A 20,613-nucleotide genomic window follows, 5' to 3' on the forward strand; every position below is an offset into this window, starting at 1 on the left:
AGGAACCCCAGACGCCCGCGCGACCACGACGTGCTGACTCAGGATCTCTCCCAGCTTTCGATGCCGCCCGGCACCACGTCGAAGAGCGGATGGGCCGTCGGCGTCGACAGCTGCCACCGCTGGGCGTCTTCTGGGCTGCGCGCGGCGAGTTTCGCACCGAGATGTGTCCATTCGTAGTCGATTTGCCCGGCGGTCACCGAGAGCCTCGGAGCCTCGGAGCCTGTCACAAGAATCCTGCTCTCATCGAAGCGATATCCTCGCGTCTTCGACTCTTGGTGAAGCCCATGCAAATACCATCCGATCGCCGCCAGAGGGTTCGCGCTGTCGCGAAATCGGACGAGCTGCGGATGGTGCCGGTAGCCCTTCGTTCGACCGGCCAGCACGGCCTGAGCAAGCAGCGCCTCGCGCCATCCGGCGACCAGGCCCGCTCTATCCAAATGCGCAGGGTGCAGCGACCAGATTCTCATCGCGTCCCCCGTTCGGCATCCGGCATCTTCGCGAGCTTCGACGGCCACCAGATCTTCGGTCCGATGTCGTAGGCAAGGGCCGGCACCAGCAGCGTGCGAACGACGAAGGTGTCCAGCAGCACCCCGAAGGCGACGATGAAGGCGAGCTGCACCAGGAAGAGGATCGGAAGCACCGAGAGCGCCGCGAAGGTCGCGGCGAGCACGAGGCCGGCAGAGGTGATGACCCCTCCGGTGACCGAAAGCCCTCGCAGAACCCCGCGCCTGGTGCCGTGGATGAGGGACTCCTCTCGCACGCGGGTCATCAGAAAGATGTTGTAGTCGATACCGAGTGCGACCAAGAAGATGAAGCCGAACAGCGGCACCGCGGGGTCCGCTCCCGGAAACTCGAAGATCCCGTTGAACACCAGTGCTGATACGCCCATCGCTGTGCCGAACGAGATCACCGTGGTCAGAATGAGCAGCCCGACGCACCACTCCGGGTGAGCGCGGCATCCCTGCAGCCCGTTCATCGCTGCTCCGATTCCTCGGCAGCAGCAAGTTGTGCGGCGACGTACCGGGACATGGCTTCCTCAACGCACTCGTCGAACGTCGGGCGACCGGTCGCGGCCCCGGCGCCCCGCAGCGTCATCGCCCACCCCCACGCGCAACCCGACGCACAGCCCGCCAGGCGACGTCGTAGTCGACATCGCGGACGAACACGAGATCGCTCACAACCTCGTCGAGCCGCATCCGCACGTCGTGATCCAACTGACCCGACTCCTCGTACCGTCCGAGCCCATTCACCGCACTCGCCCCTTCCCAGCAGGGTGCCGGTCCATGCAGCCACGTGTCGCAGCTACGGGCCACACGTGCCCCTCACGCGCCGCGTCCACAGCCGACTGCCCCTTCGCCTCTAGTAGGTCCTGATCAGCCCGCGGGTGGCGCGACAGATGCCTCGCTTGCCCGATCGCTGTCCGCAACGCGCCGAGGAACGCACCCACGTCGTCGAGGCTCATCAGCTCGTCACCAACCCGCACACCCCACGCAGCGTCGATCCGCTCGGCAGTGATCGGGAACCTGTAGTCAGGACGCGCAAGCACGTCCCCGGCCGTAAGCGTCATTGTGGTCCTCCTTGTCACCCGCGCGCTCTGCGCGGTGGACGACCATTGACGCTCGAAAAGGCACCCACCGGAAGTCGCACAACCGGCCGTCAGGCGCGGGATGCGCGCAGTTACGGGCGCCCCGTCGTGGAGCGCCCGTCAGCGTCGGTGCGGCCTGCCCGCACACACGAGCAATTACGATTTCGTAACAGATCCACGACCGGCGCCAGCGAACGCACCACACACGACCGAGGGGTCATCGGAAGGTGAGCGTGAGCGGGTCGTACCCGTGCTCGGCATCGATACGCGCCTCGATCTCGGCGAGCTCAGCGCGCTGCGCGTCGGTCGCCTCACTGAAGTACTCCAGGTCGAGGTGGTGGCGCTCCAGGAACGCCTCGAACGCGGCCGTCTGCGCGGCCTGCCACGCCTTCTCGCGGTCGTCAGTCGAGCTCCACATGGCCACCACCGTAGATCCAGCCCCCGACCCGCGCCAGCCGTTGGCACTCAGACAGGTCAGGCGCCGGGCCGACACACGCGGCCCATAGCGGGGCCGCTGCCACGACGTCGCTGACCGCCGCGGGAGCCCAGAATCGTGAGCGCTTGGGGCACGCTTGGGGCACGCACCCTCCGACGAATGGCGCCAGAAAGCGCCTCAGCCCCCATCTACGGACAAGCGAAAAGCCCCGGGCGACCGGGGCTCTTCTACTGTCTCAACACAGTGTGCGCCCGAAGGGACTCGAACCCCTAACCTTCTGATCCGTAGTCAGATGCTCTATCCATTGAGCTACGGGCGCATGCCTTCACTCTCGCGAAGGCCGTAGGCAAGCTTAGCGCACGCGCGAGCATCCGACGAATCGGCGCCGCTACTCGAGCTCGGCGGGGTCGACGCCACCCGCCGGCAGGGCTCCGTCGGTCACGATCTCGGGGATCTCGCCGGCCGCGATGAGCTTCTGCTGCGCCCTCGCGGTGCGCCGGTGCGCGCGCAGTTTCGGCAGGTCCACGAGCCGCAGCGCCTGCATGCGTGCGGTGCGCATGCGCTCGTAGTCCGGTTCGAGATCGGGGCGGGATGCCTCGATGCGCAGCGTGCGGTCGATGTTCTTCGCGACCTCGGCCCACGCGGCGTCCCGAGCATCCGAAATGAGCTTGCGCAGCTCTTCGTCGTCCTCGGCGCGGCGCCGCAGCTCGCTGGCCACGTGTAGCGACTGCTTCTCGCGGTGGCGCAGGTTGCGCACGTCGCGGGCACGGTAGTCGTGCGTCCCGTCGGAGTCGGAGTGTCGCGTGCGCGCCCGCTTGCGCTCGCGCTCGGTGCGCGCGGCATCCTCTTCTGCCTCGACGGCGAGCGCCTCAAGCGCCTCCCGCGCTTCGGGCACGTAGCGGTCAGGATTGAAGTCCTCACCCTCGGCGAGGATGTGCACGAGAATCGTGTTCTTCAGGCTCAGCCGAGTCGCCGCCGACGCGATGTAGAGCCCCTCGGCGACGACATCGCGCGTGCGCACCCGCTTCTTGCCGACCACGGAACCCCCTCCCCTCGATCCTACGGAACTCGACGACAGCGCGGGGATGGGAACAGGCGGCACAAACCGCACGGCCCGAATTTGAACCCCGCGCCGATGCCCGTCATAGGAACCGCATAGCGTGGCGACGCTGAATGGAACTCACGAAAACTGTCAGGAGCATCCATGGACCAGCTTGCCGCCATCACACTCGATCTCACCGCCATCGCGGTGCTCGCCTTCGCGGTGTACTACCCCCGCCACCGCCGCCGCGACCTTGCCGTCGCGTTCGTAGGCGTGAACGTGGGCGTGCTGGCCGTATCGATGGTGCTCGCCGACGCGACCGTCGGCGCGGGCCTCGGCCTCGGCCTGTTCGGCGTACTGTCGATCATCCGCCTGCGCTCGCGTGAGATCGAGCAGAGCGAGATGTCGTACTACTTCGCAGCGCTCGCGATCGGCCTCATCTCGGGTCTGGCCGCGAACATCAGCCTGCTCAGTGTCGGACTCGTCGCCCTCGTGGTGGCGGTGATCGCCATCGTCGACAGCCCGTCGCTGCTGCGCCGCTCGCGCGAGCAGCAGCTCGTGCTCGACCGCGCGTACCCCGACGAGGCTGAAGCCCGCGCCGCCGTCGAGACCCTGCTCGGCACGACTGTGCACCGACTGTCGGTGCGCAGCCTCGACCTCGTCTCCGACACGACGGTCGTCGACGTGCGCTACAACGCCCCGCGCCCCGGATCGGCGCCCACCCGCCGCGACGCGACGCTCGACACCCTGCACACCCTGGAGACCACCCGATGACCGCCGCCGGCCCGACCCGCGCGACAGCCCGCGCCATCGCCCGACTGCAGCCGGTCGACCTCGACGAGCTCAACGCCGAAGCCGAGCTGCAGACTCGCGTCGACCGCAAGTACATCGTGCCGCGCACGGCACTGGCATCCGTCCTCGCCGACCTTCCCGCGGGCGCGCGCGTGCTCGAGATCGACGGCGAGCGCGCCCTCCGCTACGCGTCGCAGTACTTCGATACCCCCTCGTTGGACAGCTACTTCGGCGCCGCGCGCGGCCACCGCCGCCGCTTCAAGGTGCGCGCCCGCACGTACGTCGACTCGGGTGGCTCGTTCCTCGAGGTCAAGACCCGCGGCGGACGCTCGGCCACCGTCAAGGCCCGCGTGCCCGTGCACGGCGACACCCTCGACGACGACGCGGTCGCCTACGCGACCGACCTGCTGGCGGATGCCGGAATTCCGGATGCCCCGCACCTGGCCGCCACCCTCGAGCCGGTGCTCGTGACGCAGTACCGGCGTGCGACGCTACTGCTGCCGGCCGGGTTCTCGGGAGACTCGTCGCGCGGCACGATCGACACCGAGCTGACCTGGATCTCGCACGACGGTCGCGTGCTCGACCTGCCCGAGTTCGTCATCGTCGAGACGAAGTCGGGCCAGCGCGCCGGCGTCCTCGATCGCGCACTCTGGCGGCACGGGCACCGACCCGCCACGGTCTCGAAGTACGGCACCGGCATGGCCGCGTTGCATCCGGAGCTGCCCGCGCACAAGTGGCATCGTGCGCTGTCGCACGAGTTCGCGACGGCCGCGCCGCACCCCGTCGCGGCGTGATGCGGGCGGATGGCGTACCGAAATACTGCTCGGTGGGGCTGGTGAGTGCTCCGGGCGTGCTGTGAGGGCACTGCTGTCACATCGAGCAGGACTTCAGCACGCCGGGCCCCTCGGCCCCGGCGAAAGGGCGGCCGGGCATCGGCCTACAGCGCCGCGATGGTCCAGGCGGCCTCGGCGGACTCGCCCGGTTCGAGGACGATCAAGCCCGTGTCGAACGGGTAGCGCGCGTCGTTGAAGGCATCCGGCGCGCACGTCATCGGCTCGACGGCGAGCCCGGCACGGTGGAACGGCTGCGCCGGCCCGCCGGGCAGGTCGGCGGTGTGCACCTGCACCCAGGGGCACGCGGCATCCCAGCTCATCGCGACACCCGAACCCGACGGGTCGGTCAGCCGCACCGTCGCGCGGCCGTCGTCGCCGCCCGTGATCCCCGTGTAGGCGTGGTCGATCTCGACGGCGCCGAGCACGCGCGACGCGCGCCAGTCGAAACGCTCCGGTTCGTGCTCCGCGACGTCGTGCAGCGCGACGGGGCTCAGCCGATCGGGCGTGACCTCAAGCACGACGGATGCCGGCAGCTCGAACGTCCAGGTGTCCAGGGCGCCCGGCCCGGCGACGAGATAGGGGTGTGGGCCGGTGCCGAACGGCGCGGCATCCGCCCCTTCATTCACTGCGCGCACGACCTGCGTCAGCCCGCCGGCGCCGAGTCGGTAGGTCGTCTCGACGCGCACCCGCCACGGGTAGCTCGTCTGCGGCACGATGACGGCCTGCAGCGTGACGGCGTCATCCGACAGGGCGGTCACCTCGAAATCGAGCCAGCCGGCGAAGCCGTGCAGCGCATGCCCACGGTTGGGCTCGGTCAGCGCGAGCTCATACTCGACCCCGCCGAAGTCGTACCGCCCTTCGACGACCCGGTTCGGCCACGGCGCGAGCACCGCGCCGCGGAACCCGGGCCGCACCTCGTCGGCGTTGAACGGCACGACGAGGTCACGCCCGTCGTGACGCAGAGCACGCAGGGATGCCCCGATGCTCGCGATCTCGGCCTCGTAGGCTCCGAAGCGGATCGTGAACGGGGTGCCGGAGCGGAGCGCGGAGATCATGGCTCCATCTTCGCGCACGGCGCCCGATCTCACAGTCCCTGCGCGAGGCGGTAGTACGCCTGGTTCCAGCGGATCTCGCGCTGGAAGCCGCGCACCGTGGTGTCTTCGTCGATGACGAGCAGTTCGGTCTGCGCCATCTCGGCGAAGTCGCGGAACACCTCGATGCCGACCGCCGTCGTCATGACGGTGTGGTGCGCGGCACCCGCCGTCAGCCAGCACGCCGCGCTCGTCGCGAAGTCGGGCGCCGGCTTCCAGATCGCACGCCCGACGGGCAGGTTCGGCAGATCAGGCGCCGCGACGTTCTCTACGACGTTGGCGACAAGCCGGAACCGGTCGCGCATGCCACTCATCGCGACGACGACGGCGGGGCCGGGGTCGGCCGTGAACACGAGCCGCACCGGGTCATCCTTGCCGCCGATGCCGAGCGGGTGGATCTCGAGTCGCGCGCGCTGCGTCGTGAGCGTCGGGGCGACCTCGAGCATGTGCGCGCCGAGGATCTTCTCTTCGCCCGCGACGAGATCGTAGGTGTAGTCCTCCATGAGGGATGCCCCGCCGGGAAGCCCCGCACCCATGACGTTCGCGACGCGCACGAGGATCGCCGTCTTCCAGTCGCCCTCTGCGCCGAATCCGTAGCCCTCGGCCATGAGGCGCTGCACGGCGAGTCCCGGCAGCTGCTTGAGAGCGCCGAGGTCTTCGAAGCTCGTCGTGAAGGCGCCGAAGCCGCCGCCCTCGAGGAACGACCGCAGCCCGAGCTCGATCGCGGCGCCGTCGCGCAGGCTCTCGTGCCGCGCGCCGCCGGGGCGCAGCTCGTCGGCGACGTCGTACTCGGCGACGTAGACCGCAACGAGGGCGTCGATGTCTGCGTCGGATGCCTGAGCCACGGCATCCGCCAACTCATTCACGCCCCACGTGTTGACCTGCACGCCGAAGCGCAGCTCGGCCTCGGTCTTGTCGCCCTCGGTGACCGCGACGTAGCGCATGTTGTCACCGAAGCGCGCGAGCTTGAGCGTGCGGGCTGCCTGCCAGCCGGCCGCGGCGCGCTGCCAGTCCTCGATCTGCTGAGTCACCGCGGGGTTGGTCACGTGACCGACGACGGTCTTGCGCGGCACGCCGAGGCGCGTCTGGATGTAGCCGAACTCGCGGTCGCCGTGCGCGGCCTGGTTGAGGTTCATGAAGTCGAAGTCGATGTCGGCCCAGGGCAGCTCGAGGTTCGCCTGCGTGTGCAGGTGCAGCAGCGGCTTGCGGAGGGCGTCTAGGCCGGCGATCCACATCTTCGCGGGGCTGAACGTGTGCATCCACGCGATGACGCCGATGACCGAGTCGTCGCTGTTCGCGTCGAGCGCGAGGCGGCGGATCGAGTCGGAGTCCTTCAGGACGGGCTTCCACTCGACCGTGACGGGAAGGCCAGCGAGACCCGCGACGACCTGCTGGGACTGCTCGGCGACCTGGCGCAGCGTCTCCTCCCCGTAGAGGTTCTGGCTGCCCGTGACGAACCAGACGGTGTAGCTGGAGAGCGTAGAGGGGGGGGTCATGAGGGGGTCCTTTCAGGGTGGCCTGTGGCCGTCAGCCGAACCATGTCCCACTTTCGGTTGCTTGCGCGCGGCGAAGGCAACCATTTGTGGGACATGGTCTGCCGAAAGTGGGACATGGTGGGGAGAGTCGGGAGGGGCGGGGTGGGGTCAGAGGGCGGCGACGGCGGCGGCTTCGATGGCGAGGCCCGAGCGGTAGCGGTCGAGGTAGGTGCGGAATCCGGCGGCGTCGGCGGGGGCGGGGGCGGTGACGGATGCCGCGGCATCCGCGAACACGACGTCGTCGAGGTAGTCGCCGAGGGCGTCGGCGGCACCGGCGGCGACCGCGCGGCGGAAGGCGGCGAGAACCGCGATGCCCCACGCACCTCCCTCCGAGGCGGTCTCGCCGACGGCGACGGGTGCATCCAGCGCCGCCGCGAGGAACCGCTGCGCGACGCCCGCCGTGCGGAACATTCCGCCGTGGGCATACATCCGATCGAGGGCGACGTCCTCGCCAGCGAGCACCTGCATGCCGAGCGCGAGCGTGCCGAACACGCCGTACAGCTGAGCGCGCATGACGTTCGCGAGGCTCAGGGTCGAGTCGGGCGTGCGCACGAACAGAGGCCGCCCCGCGGTCAGGCCCGCGATGGGCTCTCCGGCGAGGTGGTTGTAGGCGAGCAGTCCGCCGGCGTCGGGTTCGCCGTCGAGGGCCTCGCGGAAGAGCACGTCGAAGACGGCGTCGTCGTCGAGCGGGGTGCCGGATGCCTCGGCGAACCGGCCGAACAGGCCCGCCCAGGCGGCGAGCTCACTCGCGCCGTTGTTGCAGTGCACCATCGCGACGGGGTCGCCCGCGGGCGTCGTCACGAGGTCGAGCTCGTGGTGGCGGCGGGCGAGCGGCTGCTCGAGCACGACCATCGCGAAGATGCTCGTGCCCGCGCTGACGTTGCCGGTGCGCGGCGCGACGGCGTTGGTCGCCACCATGCCGGTTCCGGCATCTCCCTCGGGCGGACACAGTGGGATACCCGGCTGCAGCGCCCCGCTCGGATCGAGGTAGGCCGCCCCGGCCGCGGTCAGCGCACCAGCATCGGCGCCCGCGGGGAGCGCCTCCGGAAACAGCTCGCGCAACCCTGGCCCCCGAGCTTGTCGAGGGGCCGCGCCCTGCGCCTGTCGAAGGGCGTCGAACCGCTGCACGAGCCGCTCGTCATAGTCGCCATCCACGATCGGGAACATGCCCGACGCATCGCCGACACCGAGCACGCGCCGGCCGGTCAGATGCTCGTGCACATACCCCGCGAGGGTCGTCACGTGCGCGAGCCGCTCGAGGTGCGGCTCGCCGTCGAGCATCGCCTGGCGCAGGTGCGCGACCGACCACCGCAACGGGATGTTGACGTCGAACAGGTCGCTGAGCTCGGCCGCGGCATCCGCCGTGTTCGTGTTGCGCCACGTGCGGAACGGCACGAGCAGCTCGCCCGCGGCATCCTGCGCGATGTAGCCGTGCATCATGGCCGAGACGCCGATCGCGCCGAACGTCGTGGGCGCCACGCCGTGGCGGGCCTCGGCGTCGGCGACGAGCGCCGCGTACGCGGCCTGCAACCCCGTGCGCACCTCGTCGAGGTCGTAGGTCCAGAGCCCGTCGACGAGGGAGTTCTCCCACGCGTGCGATCCGACGGCGAGGACGGATGCCGGGTCGGCGGCATCGACGAGGCACGCCTTGATGCGGGTCGAGCCGAGCTCGATGCCGAGCGCCGTCGCGCCGGCACGGATGACACCCCCTGAGCCCTGTCGAAGGGTCATCGCCGCTCATCCCCGCTCTGGCCGTACACGTTCTGGTACCGGTTGTAGAGGGCGTCGATCGCGTCTTGCGGGATCGGGATGAGCTCCCCCGCCTGGCGCGCGAGATGCACGGTGCGGGCGACGTCTTCGCACATGACGGCTGCCTTGACGGCATCCTTCGCCGTGACGCCGATCGTGAACGGCCCGTGGTTCTGCATCAGCACGGCGCGCGAGCGGTGCCCACGCAGCGTCTCGACGATGCCGCGGCCGATCGAGTCGTCGCCGATGATCGCGAACGGGCCGACCGGGATGGGCCCGCCGAACTCGTCGGCCATCGCCGTGATGACGCACGGGATCTCTTCGCCACGCGCGGCCCACGCGACGGCGTAGTCGGAGTGCGTGTGCACGACGCCGCCGACCTCGGGCATATTCCGGTAGACGTACGCGTGTGCGGCCGTGTCGCTCGAGGGGCTGCGGTCGCTGCCGGGCGTGCCGGGGATCACGTTGCCGTCGAGGTCGCAGAGGATCATGTTCGCCGGGGTCAGGTCATCATACGAGACGCCCGACGGCTTGATGACGAACAGGTCCGTGCCGGGCACGCGACCCGAGACGTTGCCGCCCGTCCAGACGACGAGTCCGTACCGCACGAGTTCGCCGTGTAGCGCCGCGACCTCGGATCGGACGGTGTCGATCGCCTGCTGGGTCATGACCCGTCTCCTCCTTGAGAATTCCGGTTCGAGGGCGAGACTCTCTGTGCGACCCCTCGCCACCACGATAGAAATGTTAGCGCTCACAATTTGGAGTCGCAAGCCGTTCGCCGACACATCGCAGAGCGCTAATCTCGTCTCTATGCGGTCCCTGCGGGTCGCACCGCAAACGAAGGAGTGGCGATGGACGAGCAGCCCCAGGGCCGCGCACGCCGCGGTGCGCCCGGGTCAAAGCCCAGCATCTACGACGTCGCGGTCCTCGCCGGCGTCTCACACCAGACGGTGTCGCGCGTCATCAACGGGCGGCCGAACATCAAGGCATCCACGCGCGAAAAGGTCGAGGCGGCGATGTCGGAGATCGGGTACATCCCGTCATCGATCGCGCGCGCTCTCGCGACGAACCGCTCGCGCCGCATCGGCGTCATCGTCGACAGCCCGATGGAGTTCGGCCCCGGCAGCACGATGCGCGGCATCGAGCAGGCCGCCGTAGCGGCCGGATACTCCGTCGCCGCAGCGACCGTCGACGACGGCATGGAAGCCGCGTACGACCACCTCAAGCTGCAGGGCGTCGAGGCGCTGTGCGTGATCGCGCCGCGGTACTCGATGATCCCGATGCTGCGCGAGTTCGGCCGCGACCTGCCGACGATCCTGCTGAAGGCCGAGCCCGAGGATGACCTGCTGACGGCGGCCGTCGACCAGTACGCCGGCGCCGTGCACGCCGTCGACCACCTGCTGGAGCTCGGCCACCGCCGCATCCTGCACCTCGCCGGCCCGACCGACTGGGCGGATGCCCGGGTGCGCGGCCGCGCGTTCTCCGACCGGCTCGGCGCCGAGGGACTGCCGCTGCTGCCCGAGCTCAGCGGCGACTGGAGCAGCGACTCGGGTTACGAAATCGGCCGCACCGCGCCCGAGTTCGACGACGTGACCGCCGTCTTCGTCGGCAACGACCAGATGGCGCTCGGGCTCATCCATGGGCTGCGCACACGAGGCATCCGGGTGCCGGAAGACATCAGCGTCGTCGGCTTCGACGATCTGCCGGATGCCCGACACTTCCTGCCGCCGCTGACGACCGTGCGGCAGGACTTCGCCGAGCTCGGTCGCGTCGCGATCCGCACCCTGCTCGCGCGCCTGGAGGGTGACCCCGACGTCGCGTCGACCATGCTCGAGCCCGAGCTGATCGTGCGCGAGTCGACCGCGCCGGCGCGGTAGCCCCGCGGCGGGGCTCACGGGGCTTGCGCTCCGCGCCGCAATAACTCAGGACCAACGGCCCCGCACGGCGGCCGGCCGCGCGGACTTCCGCGGAACGACGCGGGCCGCCGGCCCCGCCCACGAGATCTCCTGAGTTATTGCGGGTGCGTTCCGGACGGCGGTTACGGCGGGCCGTCACAATCGACGGTCGCTGCGTGACGCATGCGACACTCATCGCAGCACATATCGATGTCGAGGGGTGATCTGCGTGAGTGACTCGTTTGCGTCGTTCAACCAAGGGCTCTACCTGGGCGAAGCCGAACTTCGAGCACGGCAGGAACGGCTGGCTCAGGAACAATCCGACCGACCGGTACAGGCCGAGCACTCAACGCCTCCCCCTCAGCAGAAGCGGCGCTTGTGGCGCCGTCGTGGAGACGGCAACGACGCAACCAATCCGCTCACCTGAGCTCCAGCGCGCTCCGCGCCGCAACAACTCAGGAACAGCACCCCCGCGCGGCGACGGGGCGCGCGAACTTCCGCGGAACGACGCGGGCCGTCGGCGCCGCACCCACGAGATCTCCTGAGATATTGCGGGGGCACCATTGCGGCGGCGTCGTTGCGGCGGTCGCGCGGTCAGGCCTGCGCGCCGGTCGCCATGGGGCGGTCGGCGTGGTTCGACCACTGGCTCCACGAGCCGGGGTACAGCGCCGCATCGAAGCCGGCGACGCGCAGCGCGAGGATCTCCTGCGCGGCGCTGACGCCCGACCCGCAGTACACGCCGACGGTCGCGGCGCCCACACCGAGCGCGGCGAAGCGCTCGCGCAGCAGCGGTGCGTCGAGCAGGCGGCCGTCGGGCCCGAGGTTGCCTGCCGTCGGAGCGCTCAGCGCGCCGGGGATGTGCCCTGCCCGCGGATCGATCGGCTCGCTCTCGCCGCGATAGCGCTCGCCCGCCCGCGCGTCGAGCAGCACGCCGTCACGCGCGAGCGCGGCCGCCTCGTCGATCGTCAGCTGCGGCAGGCGACCGGGGTCGAGCGAGACAGAACCCGCAGCGGGGACGACGGCGTCAGTGTCGAGCGCGAGCCCGGACTGCCGCCACGCCTGAAGCCCGCCGTCGAGCACCCGGGCATCCACCCCGGCATCCGTCAGCATCCACCACCCCCGCGCGGCGCCGTACCCGAGCCAGTCGTCGTAGACCACGACCACATCGCCGTCATCGATGCCCCACCGCCGAGCGGATGCCTGGAACGCGTCCGCGCTCGGCAGCGGATGCCGCCCGTCGGTCGGCTCGCCGTGAGCCGCAAGCTCATCGTCGAGGTCGACGAACACGGCGCCGGGGATGTGGCCGGCCAGGTACGCCGGCAGGCCGTGCGGCCCGCCGAGCTTCCACCGCACGTCGAGCACGACGGGCGGCTTCGCGCCGTGCAGGAGCGAGTCGAGTTCCACGGCGTCGATCAGGGGCGAGGTCATGATCCGACGGTACTCCGGCAGCCCCGTGGATGCCTCCCACCCAGGTTCGGGGTCGCGTGTGGTCGCTTCCGCCGCCCCGAGGCGACCACACGCGACCCCAAACACCCTGCCCACACCCCCGACGCGACCACAAGCGACCCCAAAGTCTCGCTGCGCTCGCTCAACGACCGGCCTCCGCCCGCGCCGGCCGCCCCCGCTTGGGCTTCTCGGTCGACAGCGCGAGCGCCATCGAATGCTCCGGATGCAGCGCGAGCCGCTGCTCGGTGTGGTCGAGCCAGCGCACTTCGGCCTCGGCCGCGAAGATCATCGAGTCGACGACGAGCGACCAGGCGAGCTCCTCCGGCCCATCCGGGTCGCTGCCCGCGCACTTCGCGCGGTTGAGCTCCTGCAGCTGCGCGAGCGAGGCCGCGCGCTGCGTCTGGATGACCTCCGCGACGTCGACGCCGGGCAGGGTCGCGGCGACCGCGAGCTTGATGGCGAGCTCGTCGCGCGTGCCGCTCGAGCGCTCGACGGGCGAGGCGAGCCACGCGCGGACTTCCGCCGACCCGGCATCCGTGATCGCCCAATACACGTGCCCCTGGTCGTCGGTCTCGCCCTTGATGACGAGCCCGTCGCGCTCGAGCCGATCGAGCGTGTTGTAGATCTGGCCGACGTTCAGCGGCCAGGTCGACCCCGTGCGCCGGTCGAACTCGGCGCGCAGCTGATAGCCGTAGCACGGCCCCTGATCGAGAATCGCCAACAGGCTCTGCCGCACCGACATCCGCATCCCCCCTGCATACCGAGTATGTGTTTTCTCAGTATATGCATACTCGGTATTGCGGGCACAAGAGCGACGGATGCCGTGTCGTCAGTCCTTCCGCAGGCGCACCGCCAGGGCTGCGGCCGTGCCGACGACGGCACCGACGATCGTGTCGAGCACGCGCTCGAGAGCGAGCGTGAAGCTGGTCGCATCGGCGGAGGCGGAGCCGATGATGAGCAGCACCAGCGGAGTGATGAACACCAGGGCGAGCGCGTAGTGCCGCACGATGATGAGCTCGATGAGCATCTGGAACGCGCCGAGCAGCAGCCCCAGCGCCCACACCGGGAACGGGATCAGCGCGAGCGCGAGATAGACACCGGCGCCGACGAGTGTGCCGACCATGCGATGGATGCCTCGGGTCGCGGCCGCGCGCCGTCCGAGCGGCGAGCCGATGACGGCGAGGCCCGCGCAGACGATCCAGTACGAGCGGTCGGGGTCGACGACGGCGGCCGCAGCGACGCCGACGACCGCGACGATCACCGCGCGCGTCGTCATCGCGCGGGCGACCGCGCCCCATCGCGGCGGGAAGATCGCGCCGAGCGGGCGCACGGGTTCACGACGGTAGCGCGGCAGCACGAGCGGCGCGGCGACGAGCAGGCAGGCAAAGGCGAGCGCCCCCGCGACGACGGAGAGGTACAGCGCCGGGTCGGCCGCGCGGACGCCGTCTTCGACGGCCGTCACGTGCGCCGACAGTCCGAAGACGAGGACGGCAAACACCGGCCCGGGCGGGCCGAGTGAGATCCACCCGGTGAGCGCGACGGCCCCGATCGTCAGCACGAAGACCCCGGTGAGGACGAAGCCGACACCGCCCGCCGCGGCGAGCACGCCGAGCGCGGCGCACGCGAACAGGCTCGCCGCGACGAGCGGCGCGAAGCGCGCCCGCTCGGCCGGGCGCAGCCAGCCACCGTAGATGACGGTGAAGGCGCCGGTCGCGGCGAACAGCGCGATATCGGAATGGCCGAGCACCGCGAGCAGCACGACTGGCACCGCCATCGCGAGCCCCGCCTGCAGCGCGAGGGGCCAGCGGCGGCCGGCGGACGGTCCGAAGCTCAGCAGGCTCTCGCCGACGAGTCGGGCCTCGGCGCGCACCCGGTCTCGGAAGGAGGGATGCGCGTCGGTCACCCCTCCATTGTCCCCGACCGCAGCCGCCGCCCGCGGGTTCGCGGCATCCATCTGACGCTCACAGCATCCGTGTAGCCGTCCTCACTATGGTCGAGGGCATGGATACCCCTGCGTCATCCCTTGCCGTGCCGACATCCGAGGGGATCGCGACCTTCTCGCCCGGGGAACTGCGGGCGATGCGCGACGAGTTCCAGCGGTTCCTGCTCGAGTACGAGTTCGGGCTGCGCGAGGTGGAGACCAAGCTCGGCATCCTGCGTGATGAGTTTCAGCAGATGCACGACTACAACCCGATCGAGCATGTATCCAGCCGCGTCAAGACCGCCGACAGTCTCGTCGAGAAGGTCACGCGCAAGGGCATCGACCCGAGCTTCGACTCGATCCGCGTCGGGATCACCGACGTCGCGGGCATCCGTGTCACGACGAGCTTCACGAAGGATGCCTATCGCCTCTTCGACCTGCTGACGCAGCAGGACGACATCGTCGTGCGCGAGGTGAAGGACTACATCCTGCGACCCAAGGCGAACGGGTACAAGAGCCTGCACGTCATCGTCGAAGTGCCCGTGTTCCTGTCGACGGGCCGCGTGGACGTCGCCGTCGAGGTGCAGTTCCGCACGATCGCGATGGACTTCTGGGCGAGTCTCGAGCACAAGATCTACTACAAGTACGACGGTGTCGTCCCCGACGGACTGCTGGCAGAGCTGAAGGATGCCGCGGACTCCGCCGCCCTGCTCGACGCCCGCATGGAGCGCCTGCACAGCGAGTTGCACGGCCCGCGGACGGCGACGGTTCGCGCCGTCTAGGTGTACGCGCCGCAGTTTGGGGTCGCGTGGTGTCGCCTCCGCAGTGCTGAGGCGACCACGGGCGACCCCAAACTGCGCTGACGGCGTTCGAGGAGCGCCGGCGCGGGCTCAGCGCGGCGTACGCAGGAGCGCGGCCAGCTTCTCGAGCTGGGTCTCGTCTTCGAGCGCCGAGCCGACGGCGACGACGCGCACGCCCGCGGCGAGAAAGTCGGCGGCGTTCGAGGCATCCATGCCACCGGTCGCGATGAACTGCACCTGCGGGAACGGCCCGCGGATGTGCCGGAACCAGTCGGTGCCGAGCCACTGCGCGGGGAACGCCTTCAGCCACGTGAGCCCGAGGGCGACGGCCCGCTGCACCTCGGACGGCGTCGCGACACCAGCCAGAATCGGGATGCCCGCCGCCTGCGCGGCACGCACGACGTCGGCGTCCAGCCCGGGCGAGACGAGATAGCCGGCACCGGCGTCGATCGCGACCTGCACCTGGTCGGGCGACACGATCGTGCCCGCACCGACGACGGCGCCGCGCTCGCGCCCGAGCCGGGCGACCTCGCGCAGGGCGTCGACGTCGGCATCCGACTGGATCGTCACCTCGACCGAGTCGAGGCCGAGTTCCCACGCCGTGCGTGCGACGCGCACGGCGCGCTCGACGCCCGCCGACCGCAGGATCGCCATCAGCGGTGCGCCCGCGAAGGTCTGCTCGAAGAAGGGGGCGGTGTCGAGGGTCATGCGCGTTCGCTTTCGCTGGAGCTGGGAGGGGAATCGGGGTAGTCGGCGGTCGTTGTGAGCGTCAGCGCCGCGCGGTCGTGGCCACGCTGCAGTCGGGCGGCGAGGTCTGCGCCCGCGAGGCGCGCGGCGAGATAGCCGCCGGCGAAGGCATCCCCCGCCCCGACCGCTTCGACGAGATCGACCCGGTGCGCGGGCACGAACGCCGACGCGGTGCCGGCGAAGGCCGTCGCGCCGACGTCGCCGTCCTTGACGACGAGCTCGGCGACGCCGGGCAGCAGCTCGCGGATCGCCGCCGGCGTGGCGGCGCCCCACAGCGTCTCGGCCTCGTCGCGGCCGACGAAGACGAGGTCGGCGCGGCGCGCGAGGTCGAGTAGCACGGAGGCCGCATCCGCCGCTGACCACAGCGCGGCGCGGTGGTTCACGTCGAAGCTCACCGGCACACCGGCCTCGTGCGCCCGCGCGATGAGGCGCTCAAGGAACTCCGGCGCGGTTCCGCCGAGCGCCGCCGAGATCCCGGAGACATGGACGATGCCGACGCCCCGGAGATCCACGGCATCCGCGTCGGTGGCCGCCAGGTGCGACGCGGCCGAGTCGTCGCGGTAGTAGTGCACGCCGCGGCCGGGGTCTTTGACGTAGAGGCCCGTGCGGTGCCCGCCATCGACGATCACGGCCGACACGTCGACGCCGCGCGCGCCGATGCGCGCGAGCACACGGCGCCCGAGCGGGTCAGCGCCGACGCGCGAGAACCAGCGCGCCGGCACACCGAGCGCGGCGGCGTGGGCCGCGACGTTCGACTCGGCGCCGCCGGCGTCGATGCGGAACAGCTCCGCGTCGTCGACCGGCTCGGCGGCGACCGGCGCGACCATCGCCATGGTCTCGCCGGCCGTCAGCAGGATCGTCACTTCAGGTCGACGACCGGAGCTGCGTCCATGTCGTCGAAGGCCTGGTTCTCGCCCGCCATCGCCCATACGAACGAGTATGCGGCCGTTCCGACGCCCGAGTGCAGCGACCACGACGGCGAGATGACGGCCTGCCGGTCGCCGATCACGAGGTGGCGCGTCTCTTCGCGCTCGCCCATGAGGTGGATGACACGGGCATCCTCGGGCAGGTCGAAGTAGAGGTAGCACTCGGTGCGGCGGTCGTGCGTGTGGGCCGGCATCGTGTTCCACATCGAGCCGGGGTGCAGCTGGGTGACGCCCATCACGATCTGGCACGAGCGGATGCCGTTCTCGTGGATGTACTGGTTGAGCGTGCGGCGGTTGCTGGTGAGCTGGTCGCCGAGCTCGCGCACGGTGCCTTCACCCGGACGCACGAGCTGGGTCGGGTAAGTCGTGTGCGCGGGCGCGGAGAACAGGTAGAACTGCGCACCGGTCGACTCCTGGGCACTTGCGCTGAGCGACGAAGGAGTCGAGGCATCCGCGAACAAGACCTGCTCGATGCCGCGGCCGAGGTACAGGCACGCACCCTTGACGAGTTCGTACGTCTCGCCGTCGGCGGTCACCACACCCGTGTCGCCGACGTTGATGACACCGAGCTCGCGGTGCTCGAGGAAGTACTCGCTGCGGATCTCGGGGTATCCGCCCAGTGCGAGGATCTCACCGGCGGGCACGGCGCCGCCGAGCACGATGCGGTCGTGGTGCGTGTACGTGAGGCGGATCTCGCCCGGCACGAACACGTCGTCGATCAGGTACGTGTCGCGCAGCTGCGCCGTCGTCATGCCGGGGATCTGCGCCGGGTTGGTCGCGTAGCGCTGCGGGATGTGGTTCTCGGTCATCGGATTCTCCTTCTTGAGGGGTCTGCGGATGCGCGCGGTCAGCGGACGAGCCAGCCGCCGTCGACGGGGATGATCGCGCCGGTGACGTAGGCGGCGGCGTCGGATGCCAGGAACACGAACGCGCCCTGCAGGTCGCCGGGGGTACCCCAGCGCCCCGCCGGGATGCGCGTGAGGATCGACGCCGAGCGGTCTTCGTCGGCGCGCAGCGGTGCCGTGTTGTCGGTGGCCATGTAGCCCGGGGCGATCGCGTTGACGGTGACGCCGGAGGCGGCCCACTCGTTCGCGAGCGCCTTCGTGAGCCCGGCGACGGCGTGCTTGGACGCCGTGTAGCCGGGAACGAGGATGCCACCCTGGAACGACAGCATCGAGGCGACGTTGACGATGCGGCCGTGTCCGCGCGCGATCATGCCGCGCCCGACCGTCTGCGACAGGTGGAACACCGAGTCGAGGTTGACGGCGAGCACGTCGTCCCAGTCGCTCGTGGGGTGCTCGGCCGCGGGTGCGCGGCGGATCGTGCCGGCGTTGTTGACGAGGATGTCGACGGGCGCGAGGGCACTCTCGATCTCGGCGACGGCCGCCGCGTAGTCGTCAGCGGAAGCGCTCGCGAAGTCGAGCGTCACGCGGTGGGTGCGCCGACCGAGGGCCTCGATGCGGGCGGCGGGCTCGCTCGCGTCGCCGCGGTCGAGCAGCGCGACGTCGGCCCCGGCTTCGGCGAGCGCGATGGCGGCGCCCTGCCCGAGGCCGCGGCTGGAGCCGGTGACGAGCGCGACGCGCCCGTCGAGGCGGAAGGTGTCGAGGATCATGCGTTCTCCTGTTCTAGCTTGTCGTGGTCCCCGAGCTTGTCGAGGGGCGTTTCGTCTCGCCGCTGCGCGGCTCGCTCAACGACCGGTGGGGGCGTTTCGTCTCGCCGCTACGCGGCTCGCTCAACGACCGGGTGGGGCCGGGGCGACAAACCGGGTGGTGAGCTCACCGATGCCCGAGATGCGGACGGTGACCGCATCGCCGGGGGCGAGAGGGCGATGGGATGCCTGTGCCTCGGGCAGCTTCTGCGGCGTGCCGGTGGAGATGACGTCCCCCGGCTCGAGGGTCATCACCTGGCTGAGGTGGTGCACGACGAAGGCCACCGAGAAGATCGTCGTCGACGTCGACTGCGAGACCGTGACGACACCGTCGCGCACGACCTCGACGAGCACGTCCTGCGGGTCGGGCGCCTCGTCGGTCGTGACGATCCACGGCCCGAGCGGCGCGAACCCGTCGGAGCACTTGCCGAGCGCCCACTGGCTCTGCCGCCGCTGCCACGCGCGGTCGGAGACGTCGTTGAGGATCGTGTAGCCGCCGACGTGGTCGAGCGCGTCGTCGAGCGACACCTCGTGCGCGCGCCGCGCGATGACGATCGCGAGTTCGCCCTCGTAGTCGGCATCCACGGCCCCGGCCGGAATCACGACGTCGTCGCTCGCGCCGGCAAGCGTGTTCGGCGTCTTGACGAACACGTCGGGGAACTCCGGGTCGTCGGCGGTCGGGTCGACGCCGTCGGGCACATGACCGCGGTAGTTGTAGCCGAGGCAGAGGATCTTGCTCGGCGTCACGGGAGCAGCCAGCGTCAGCTCGGCGAGCGCCGGAGAAGAGGCGTCGGCGGATGCCGCGGCTTCCTCCGCGCGCTGCCGCGCCGCGCCGCCGCCGGCAGCGCCCAGAACCTCCCGCACGCTGTCTTCGAGAAGAGCGACCCGGTCGGTGCCTTCGACCTCGACGACGACGCCGGCACGCGCGCCCGCGTCGGTGCGGACCGTGACGAGCCTCACCAGTACGTCACCCACTCCGGGCGCACGAGCCGCGTCAGCGCCTCGAGGTAGAAGTAGTCGCCCCACAGCGTGCCCTCGTCGACGCCGTTGTCCTTCGGCAGGTCGTAGACGCTGTGCAGCAGGAGCCCGTCGGCATCGCCGGGCTGCGCGGGCGTGTAGCCGGCGATCAGGTCGGCGACGAGTGTCTCGGCGAGCGCGTGGGCACGGGCGGCGCGCTCGGCGTCGGGGTCGACGCGGGCCAGCTCGAGGAATCCGCACGCCGCGATCGCGGCCGCCGAACTATCGCGCGGTGCCGGGTTCTCGTCGGTGTAGACGAGGTCCCAGTAGGGCACGCCGTCGGCGGGCAGGTGCGACAGGAAGTACTCGGCGCACCGCCAGGCGGATTCGAGCAGGCGCTCGTCTCCGGTCGCGCGGTAGTTGATCGCGAAGCCGTAGACGCCCCACGCCTGACCGCGCGCCCAGCACGAGTCGTCGAAGGCGCCCTGTTCGGTCGCGCCGCGCAACGGCTCGCCCGTGACGGTGTCCCAGTAGAAGGTGTGGAACGTCGAGTTGTCGGGGCGCAGGATGTGCTCGCGCAGCTGGGCGGTGTGGCGACGCACGGCATCCGCGAATCGCTCGTCACCGGTCTGCTCGTGCGCCCACGTCAGCAGCGGCATGTTCATGAGGCTGTCGATGATGGTGCGGCCGGACTGCTGCGGGTCGGAGAGATCTCCCCAGGCCTGGATGATGCCGGCCGGCTCGAGGAACCGGCGCATGAGGTGCTCGGCGGCATCGAGGCCCGCGTCACGGGCATCCGCACGCTCTGCCTCGGACTCTGCCAGCCGCGCGGCGGTGAGCGACCCGAGGCTGTAGAGGAAGCCGAGGTCGTGCGTGTCGAGGTCGTGCTCGGCGCGCACGCGCTGCGCGAAGTCGACGGCGTGGCGCTGCGCGGCGGCGCGGTACTGCTCGTCGCCGGTCAGCTCCCAGGCGAGCCACTGCTGGCCGACCCAGAAGCTTGTCGTCCAGCCGCGGTTCGCGCCGACGGGGAACCCGGGGATCGCGGGGCGGATCTGGTAGCGGTCGCCGCGCGTCGTGTCGTCGGGGTAGGCGTCGCCGTGCAGCGTGATGTTGCGCTGCACGGTCTGCAGCGCCGCGTCGAGGGCGGCCGAGACAGTGGCCGCATCGAGCGCACGCGCGCCGTCGGTACGGGGGGTGGAAGCCATGGGGA

The 20,613-nt window shown here is 70.5% G+C and carries 21 protein-coding genes, 1 tRNA gene and 1 pseudogene; 4 read left to right on the forward strand and 19 right to left on the reverse strand.

Going from position 1 to position 20,613, the window contains the following annotated elements:
• Window positions 1–38 precede the first annotated feature (38 nt).
• The 6 genes and pseudogenes from BGO46_RS12655 to BGO46_RS12680 form a co-directional block, all read right to left on the reverse strand.
• Entirely contained in the window at window positions 39–467 is a 429-nt protein-coding gene (locus tag BGO46_RS12655; protein ID WP_292676623.1) for a pyrimidine dimer DNA glycosylase/endonuclease V, read from the reverse strand.
• Window positions 464–928, reverse strand: a pseudogene (locus BGO46_RS12660) (MMPL family transporter); the annotation flags it as partial. The pseudogene BGO46_RS12660 and the gene BGO46_RS12655, both read right to left, overlap by 4 nt.
• Window positions 929–1,091: 163 nt before the next feature.
• On the reverse strand, window positions 1,092–1,250 hold the full coding sequence (locus BGO46_RS12665) for a hypothetical protein (RefSeq protein WP_292676621.1): 159 nt from the start codon (window positions 1,248–1,250) through the stop codon (window positions 1,092–1,094).
• Window positions 1,251–1,802: 552 nt separating this feature from the next.
• Window positions 1,803–2,003 carry a hypothetical protein gene (locus BGO46_RS12670; RefSeq protein WP_292676619.1) on the reverse strand — a complete coding sequence of 67 codons (201 nt, stop codon included), beginning with the start codon at window positions 2,001–2,003 and terminating at the stop codon, window positions 1,803–1,805.
• Window positions 2,004–2,267: 264 nt separating this feature from the next.
• Window positions 2,268–2,340: transfer RNA gene (locus BGO46_RS12675), tRNA-Arg, on the reverse strand.
• Between the two features lie 69 nt (window positions 2,341–2,409).
• Window positions 2,410–3,060, reverse strand: coding sequence for an asparagine synthase (locus BGO46_RS12680; protein WP_292676617.1), 651 nt, complete (start codon window positions 3,058–3,060; stop codon window positions 2,410–2,412).
• A 165-nt stretch (window positions 3,061–3,225) separates the two neighbouring features.
• Between BGO46_RS12680 and BGO46_RS12685 the strand changes: the two genes are divergently transcribed.
• Complete coding sequence (locus BGO46_RS12685) at window positions 3,226–3,837, forward strand: DUF4956 domain-containing protein (RefSeq protein ID WP_292676615.1); 612 nt, start codon at window positions 3,226–3,228, stop codon at window positions 3,835–3,837.
• Complete coding sequence (locus BGO46_RS12690; protein ID WP_292676613.1) at window positions 3,834–4,649, forward strand: polyphosphate polymerase domain-containing protein; 816 nt, start codon at window positions 3,834–3,836, stop codon at window positions 4,647–4,649. Before BGO46_RS12685 ends, BGO46_RS12690 begins: the two co-directional genes overlap by 4 nt.
• A 143-nt stretch (window positions 4,650–4,792) precedes the next feature.
• Here BGO46_RS12690 and BGO46_RS12695 read toward each other — a convergent pair whose 3' ends face one another.
• The 4 genes from BGO46_RS12695 to BGO46_RS12710 all read right to left on the reverse strand — a co-directional run bounded on the left by BGO46_RS12695 (window position 4,793) and on the right by BGO46_RS12710 (window position 9,731).
• On the reverse strand, window positions 4,793–5,743 hold the full coding sequence (locus tag BGO46_RS12695; protein WP_292676611.1) for an aldose 1-epimerase family protein: 951 nt from the start codon (window positions 5,741–5,743) through the stop codon (window positions 4,793–4,795).
• A gap of 29 nt (window positions 5,744–5,772) precedes the next feature.
• Window positions 5,773–7,275, reverse strand: coding sequence for an L-arabinose isomerase (gene araA / locus BGO46_RS12700; RefSeq protein ID WP_292676609.1), 1,503 nt, complete (start codon window positions 7,273–7,275; stop codon window positions 5,773–5,775).
• Between the two features lie 147 nt (window positions 7,276–7,422).
• Window positions 7,423–9,045, reverse strand: a complete 1,623-nt coding sequence (locus tag BGO46_RS12705; RefSeq protein WP_292676607.1) for an FGGY-family carbohydrate kinase — start codon at window positions 9,043–9,045, stop codon at window positions 7,423–7,425.
• Window positions 9,042–9,731, reverse strand: a complete 690-nt coding sequence (locus tag BGO46_RS12710; RefSeq protein ID WP_292676606.1) for an L-ribulose-5-phosphate 4-epimerase — start codon at window positions 9,729–9,731, stop codon at window positions 9,042–9,044. Before BGO46_RS12710 ends, BGO46_RS12705 begins: the two co-directional genes overlap by 4 nt.
• A gap of 183 nt (window positions 9,732–9,914) precedes the next feature.
• On the opposite strand from BGO46_RS12710, the gene BGO46_RS12715 reads away from it, so the two are divergent.
• On the forward strand, window positions 9,915–10,940 hold the full coding sequence (locus tag BGO46_RS12715) for a LacI family DNA-binding transcriptional regulator (RefSeq protein WP_292676603.1): 1,026 nt from the start codon (window positions 9,915–9,917) through the stop codon (window positions 10,938–10,940).
• A 612-nt stretch (window positions 10,941–11,552) separates the two neighbouring features.
• On the opposite strand, the gene BGO46_RS12720 is transcribed toward BGO46_RS12715, so the two are convergent.
• The 3 genes from BGO46_RS12720 to BGO46_RS12730 all read right to left on the reverse strand — a co-directional run bounded on the left by BGO46_RS12720 (window position 11,553) and on the right by BGO46_RS12730 (window position 14,307).
• Complete coding sequence (locus BGO46_RS12720; protein ID WP_292676602.1) at window positions 11,553–12,386, reverse strand: sulfurtransferase; 834 nt, start codon at window positions 12,384–12,386, stop codon at window positions 11,553–11,555.
• A 160-nt stretch (window positions 12,387–12,546) separates the two neighbouring features.
• A complete protein-coding gene (locus tag BGO46_RS12725) occupies window positions 12,547–13,146 on the reverse strand; it encodes a PadR family transcriptional regulator (protein WP_292676921.1) in 600 nt (199 codons plus the stop codon).
• 87 nt (window positions 13,147–13,233) lie between these two features.
• Complete coding sequence (locus BGO46_RS12730; protein WP_292676600.1) at window positions 13,234–14,307, reverse strand: FUSC family protein; 1,074 nt, start codon at window positions 14,305–14,307, stop codon at window positions 13,234–13,236.
• 176 nt (window positions 14,308–14,483) lie between these two features.
• On the opposite strand from BGO46_RS12730, the gene BGO46_RS12735 reads away from it, so the two are divergent.
• On the forward strand, window positions 14,484–15,107 hold the full coding sequence (locus tag BGO46_RS12735; RefSeq protein WP_292676919.1) for a GTP pyrophosphokinase family protein: 624 nt from the start codon (window positions 14,484–14,486) through the stop codon (window positions 15,105–15,107).
• A gap of 108 nt (window positions 15,108–15,215) precedes the next feature.
• On the opposite strand, the gene BGO46_RS12740 is transcribed toward BGO46_RS12735, so the two are convergent.
• The 6 genes from BGO46_RS12740 to BGO46_RS12765 form a co-directional block, all read right to left on the reverse strand.
• Entirely contained in the window at window positions 15,216–15,833 is a 618-nt protein-coding gene (locus BGO46_RS12740; protein ID WP_292676598.1) for a bifunctional 4-hydroxy-2-oxoglutarate aldolase/2-dehydro-3-deoxy-phosphogluconate aldolase, read from the reverse strand.
• Window positions 15,830–16,735 carry a sugar kinase gene (locus tag BGO46_RS12745; RefSeq protein WP_292676596.1) on the reverse strand — a complete coding sequence of 302 codons (906 nt, stop codon included), beginning with the start codon at window positions 16,733–16,735 and terminating at the stop codon, window positions 15,830–15,832. Before BGO46_RS12745 ends, BGO46_RS12740 begins: the two co-directional genes overlap by 4 nt.
• Complete coding sequence (gene kduI / locus BGO46_RS12750; protein WP_292676594.1) at window positions 16,732–17,607, reverse strand: 5-dehydro-4-deoxy-D-glucuronate isomerase; 876 nt, start codon at window positions 17,605–17,607, stop codon at window positions 16,732–16,734. The genes BGO46_RS12745 and kduI overlap by 4 nt, the downstream gene beginning before the upstream one ends.
• 38 nt (window positions 17,608–17,645) lie before the next feature.
• A complete protein-coding gene (gene kduD / locus BGO46_RS12755; protein ID WP_292676592.1) occupies window positions 17,646–18,410 on the reverse strand; it encodes a 2-dehydro-3-deoxy-D-gluconate 5-dehydrogenase KduD in 765 nt (254 codons plus the stop codon).
• Window positions 18,411–18,530: 120 nt separating this feature from the next.
• A complete protein-coding gene (locus tag BGO46_RS12760) occupies window positions 18,531–19,406 on the reverse strand; it encodes a fumarylacetoacetate hydrolase family protein (protein WP_292676590.1) in 876 nt (291 codons plus the stop codon).
• Window positions 19,403–20,608, reverse strand: coding sequence for a glycoside hydrolase family 88 protein (locus BGO46_RS12765; RefSeq protein WP_292676588.1), 1,206 nt, complete (start codon window positions 20,606–20,608; stop codon window positions 19,403–19,405). The genes BGO46_RS12760 and BGO46_RS12765 overlap by 4 nt, the downstream gene beginning before the upstream one ends.
• Window positions 20,609–20,613: the final 5 nt, after the last annotated feature.

The organism is Microbacterium sp. 70-16, assembly GCF_001898315.1.
In the GTDB taxonomy this organism is placed as follows: Bacteria; Actinomycetota; Actinomycetes; order Actinomycetales; family Microbacteriaceae; genus Microbacterium.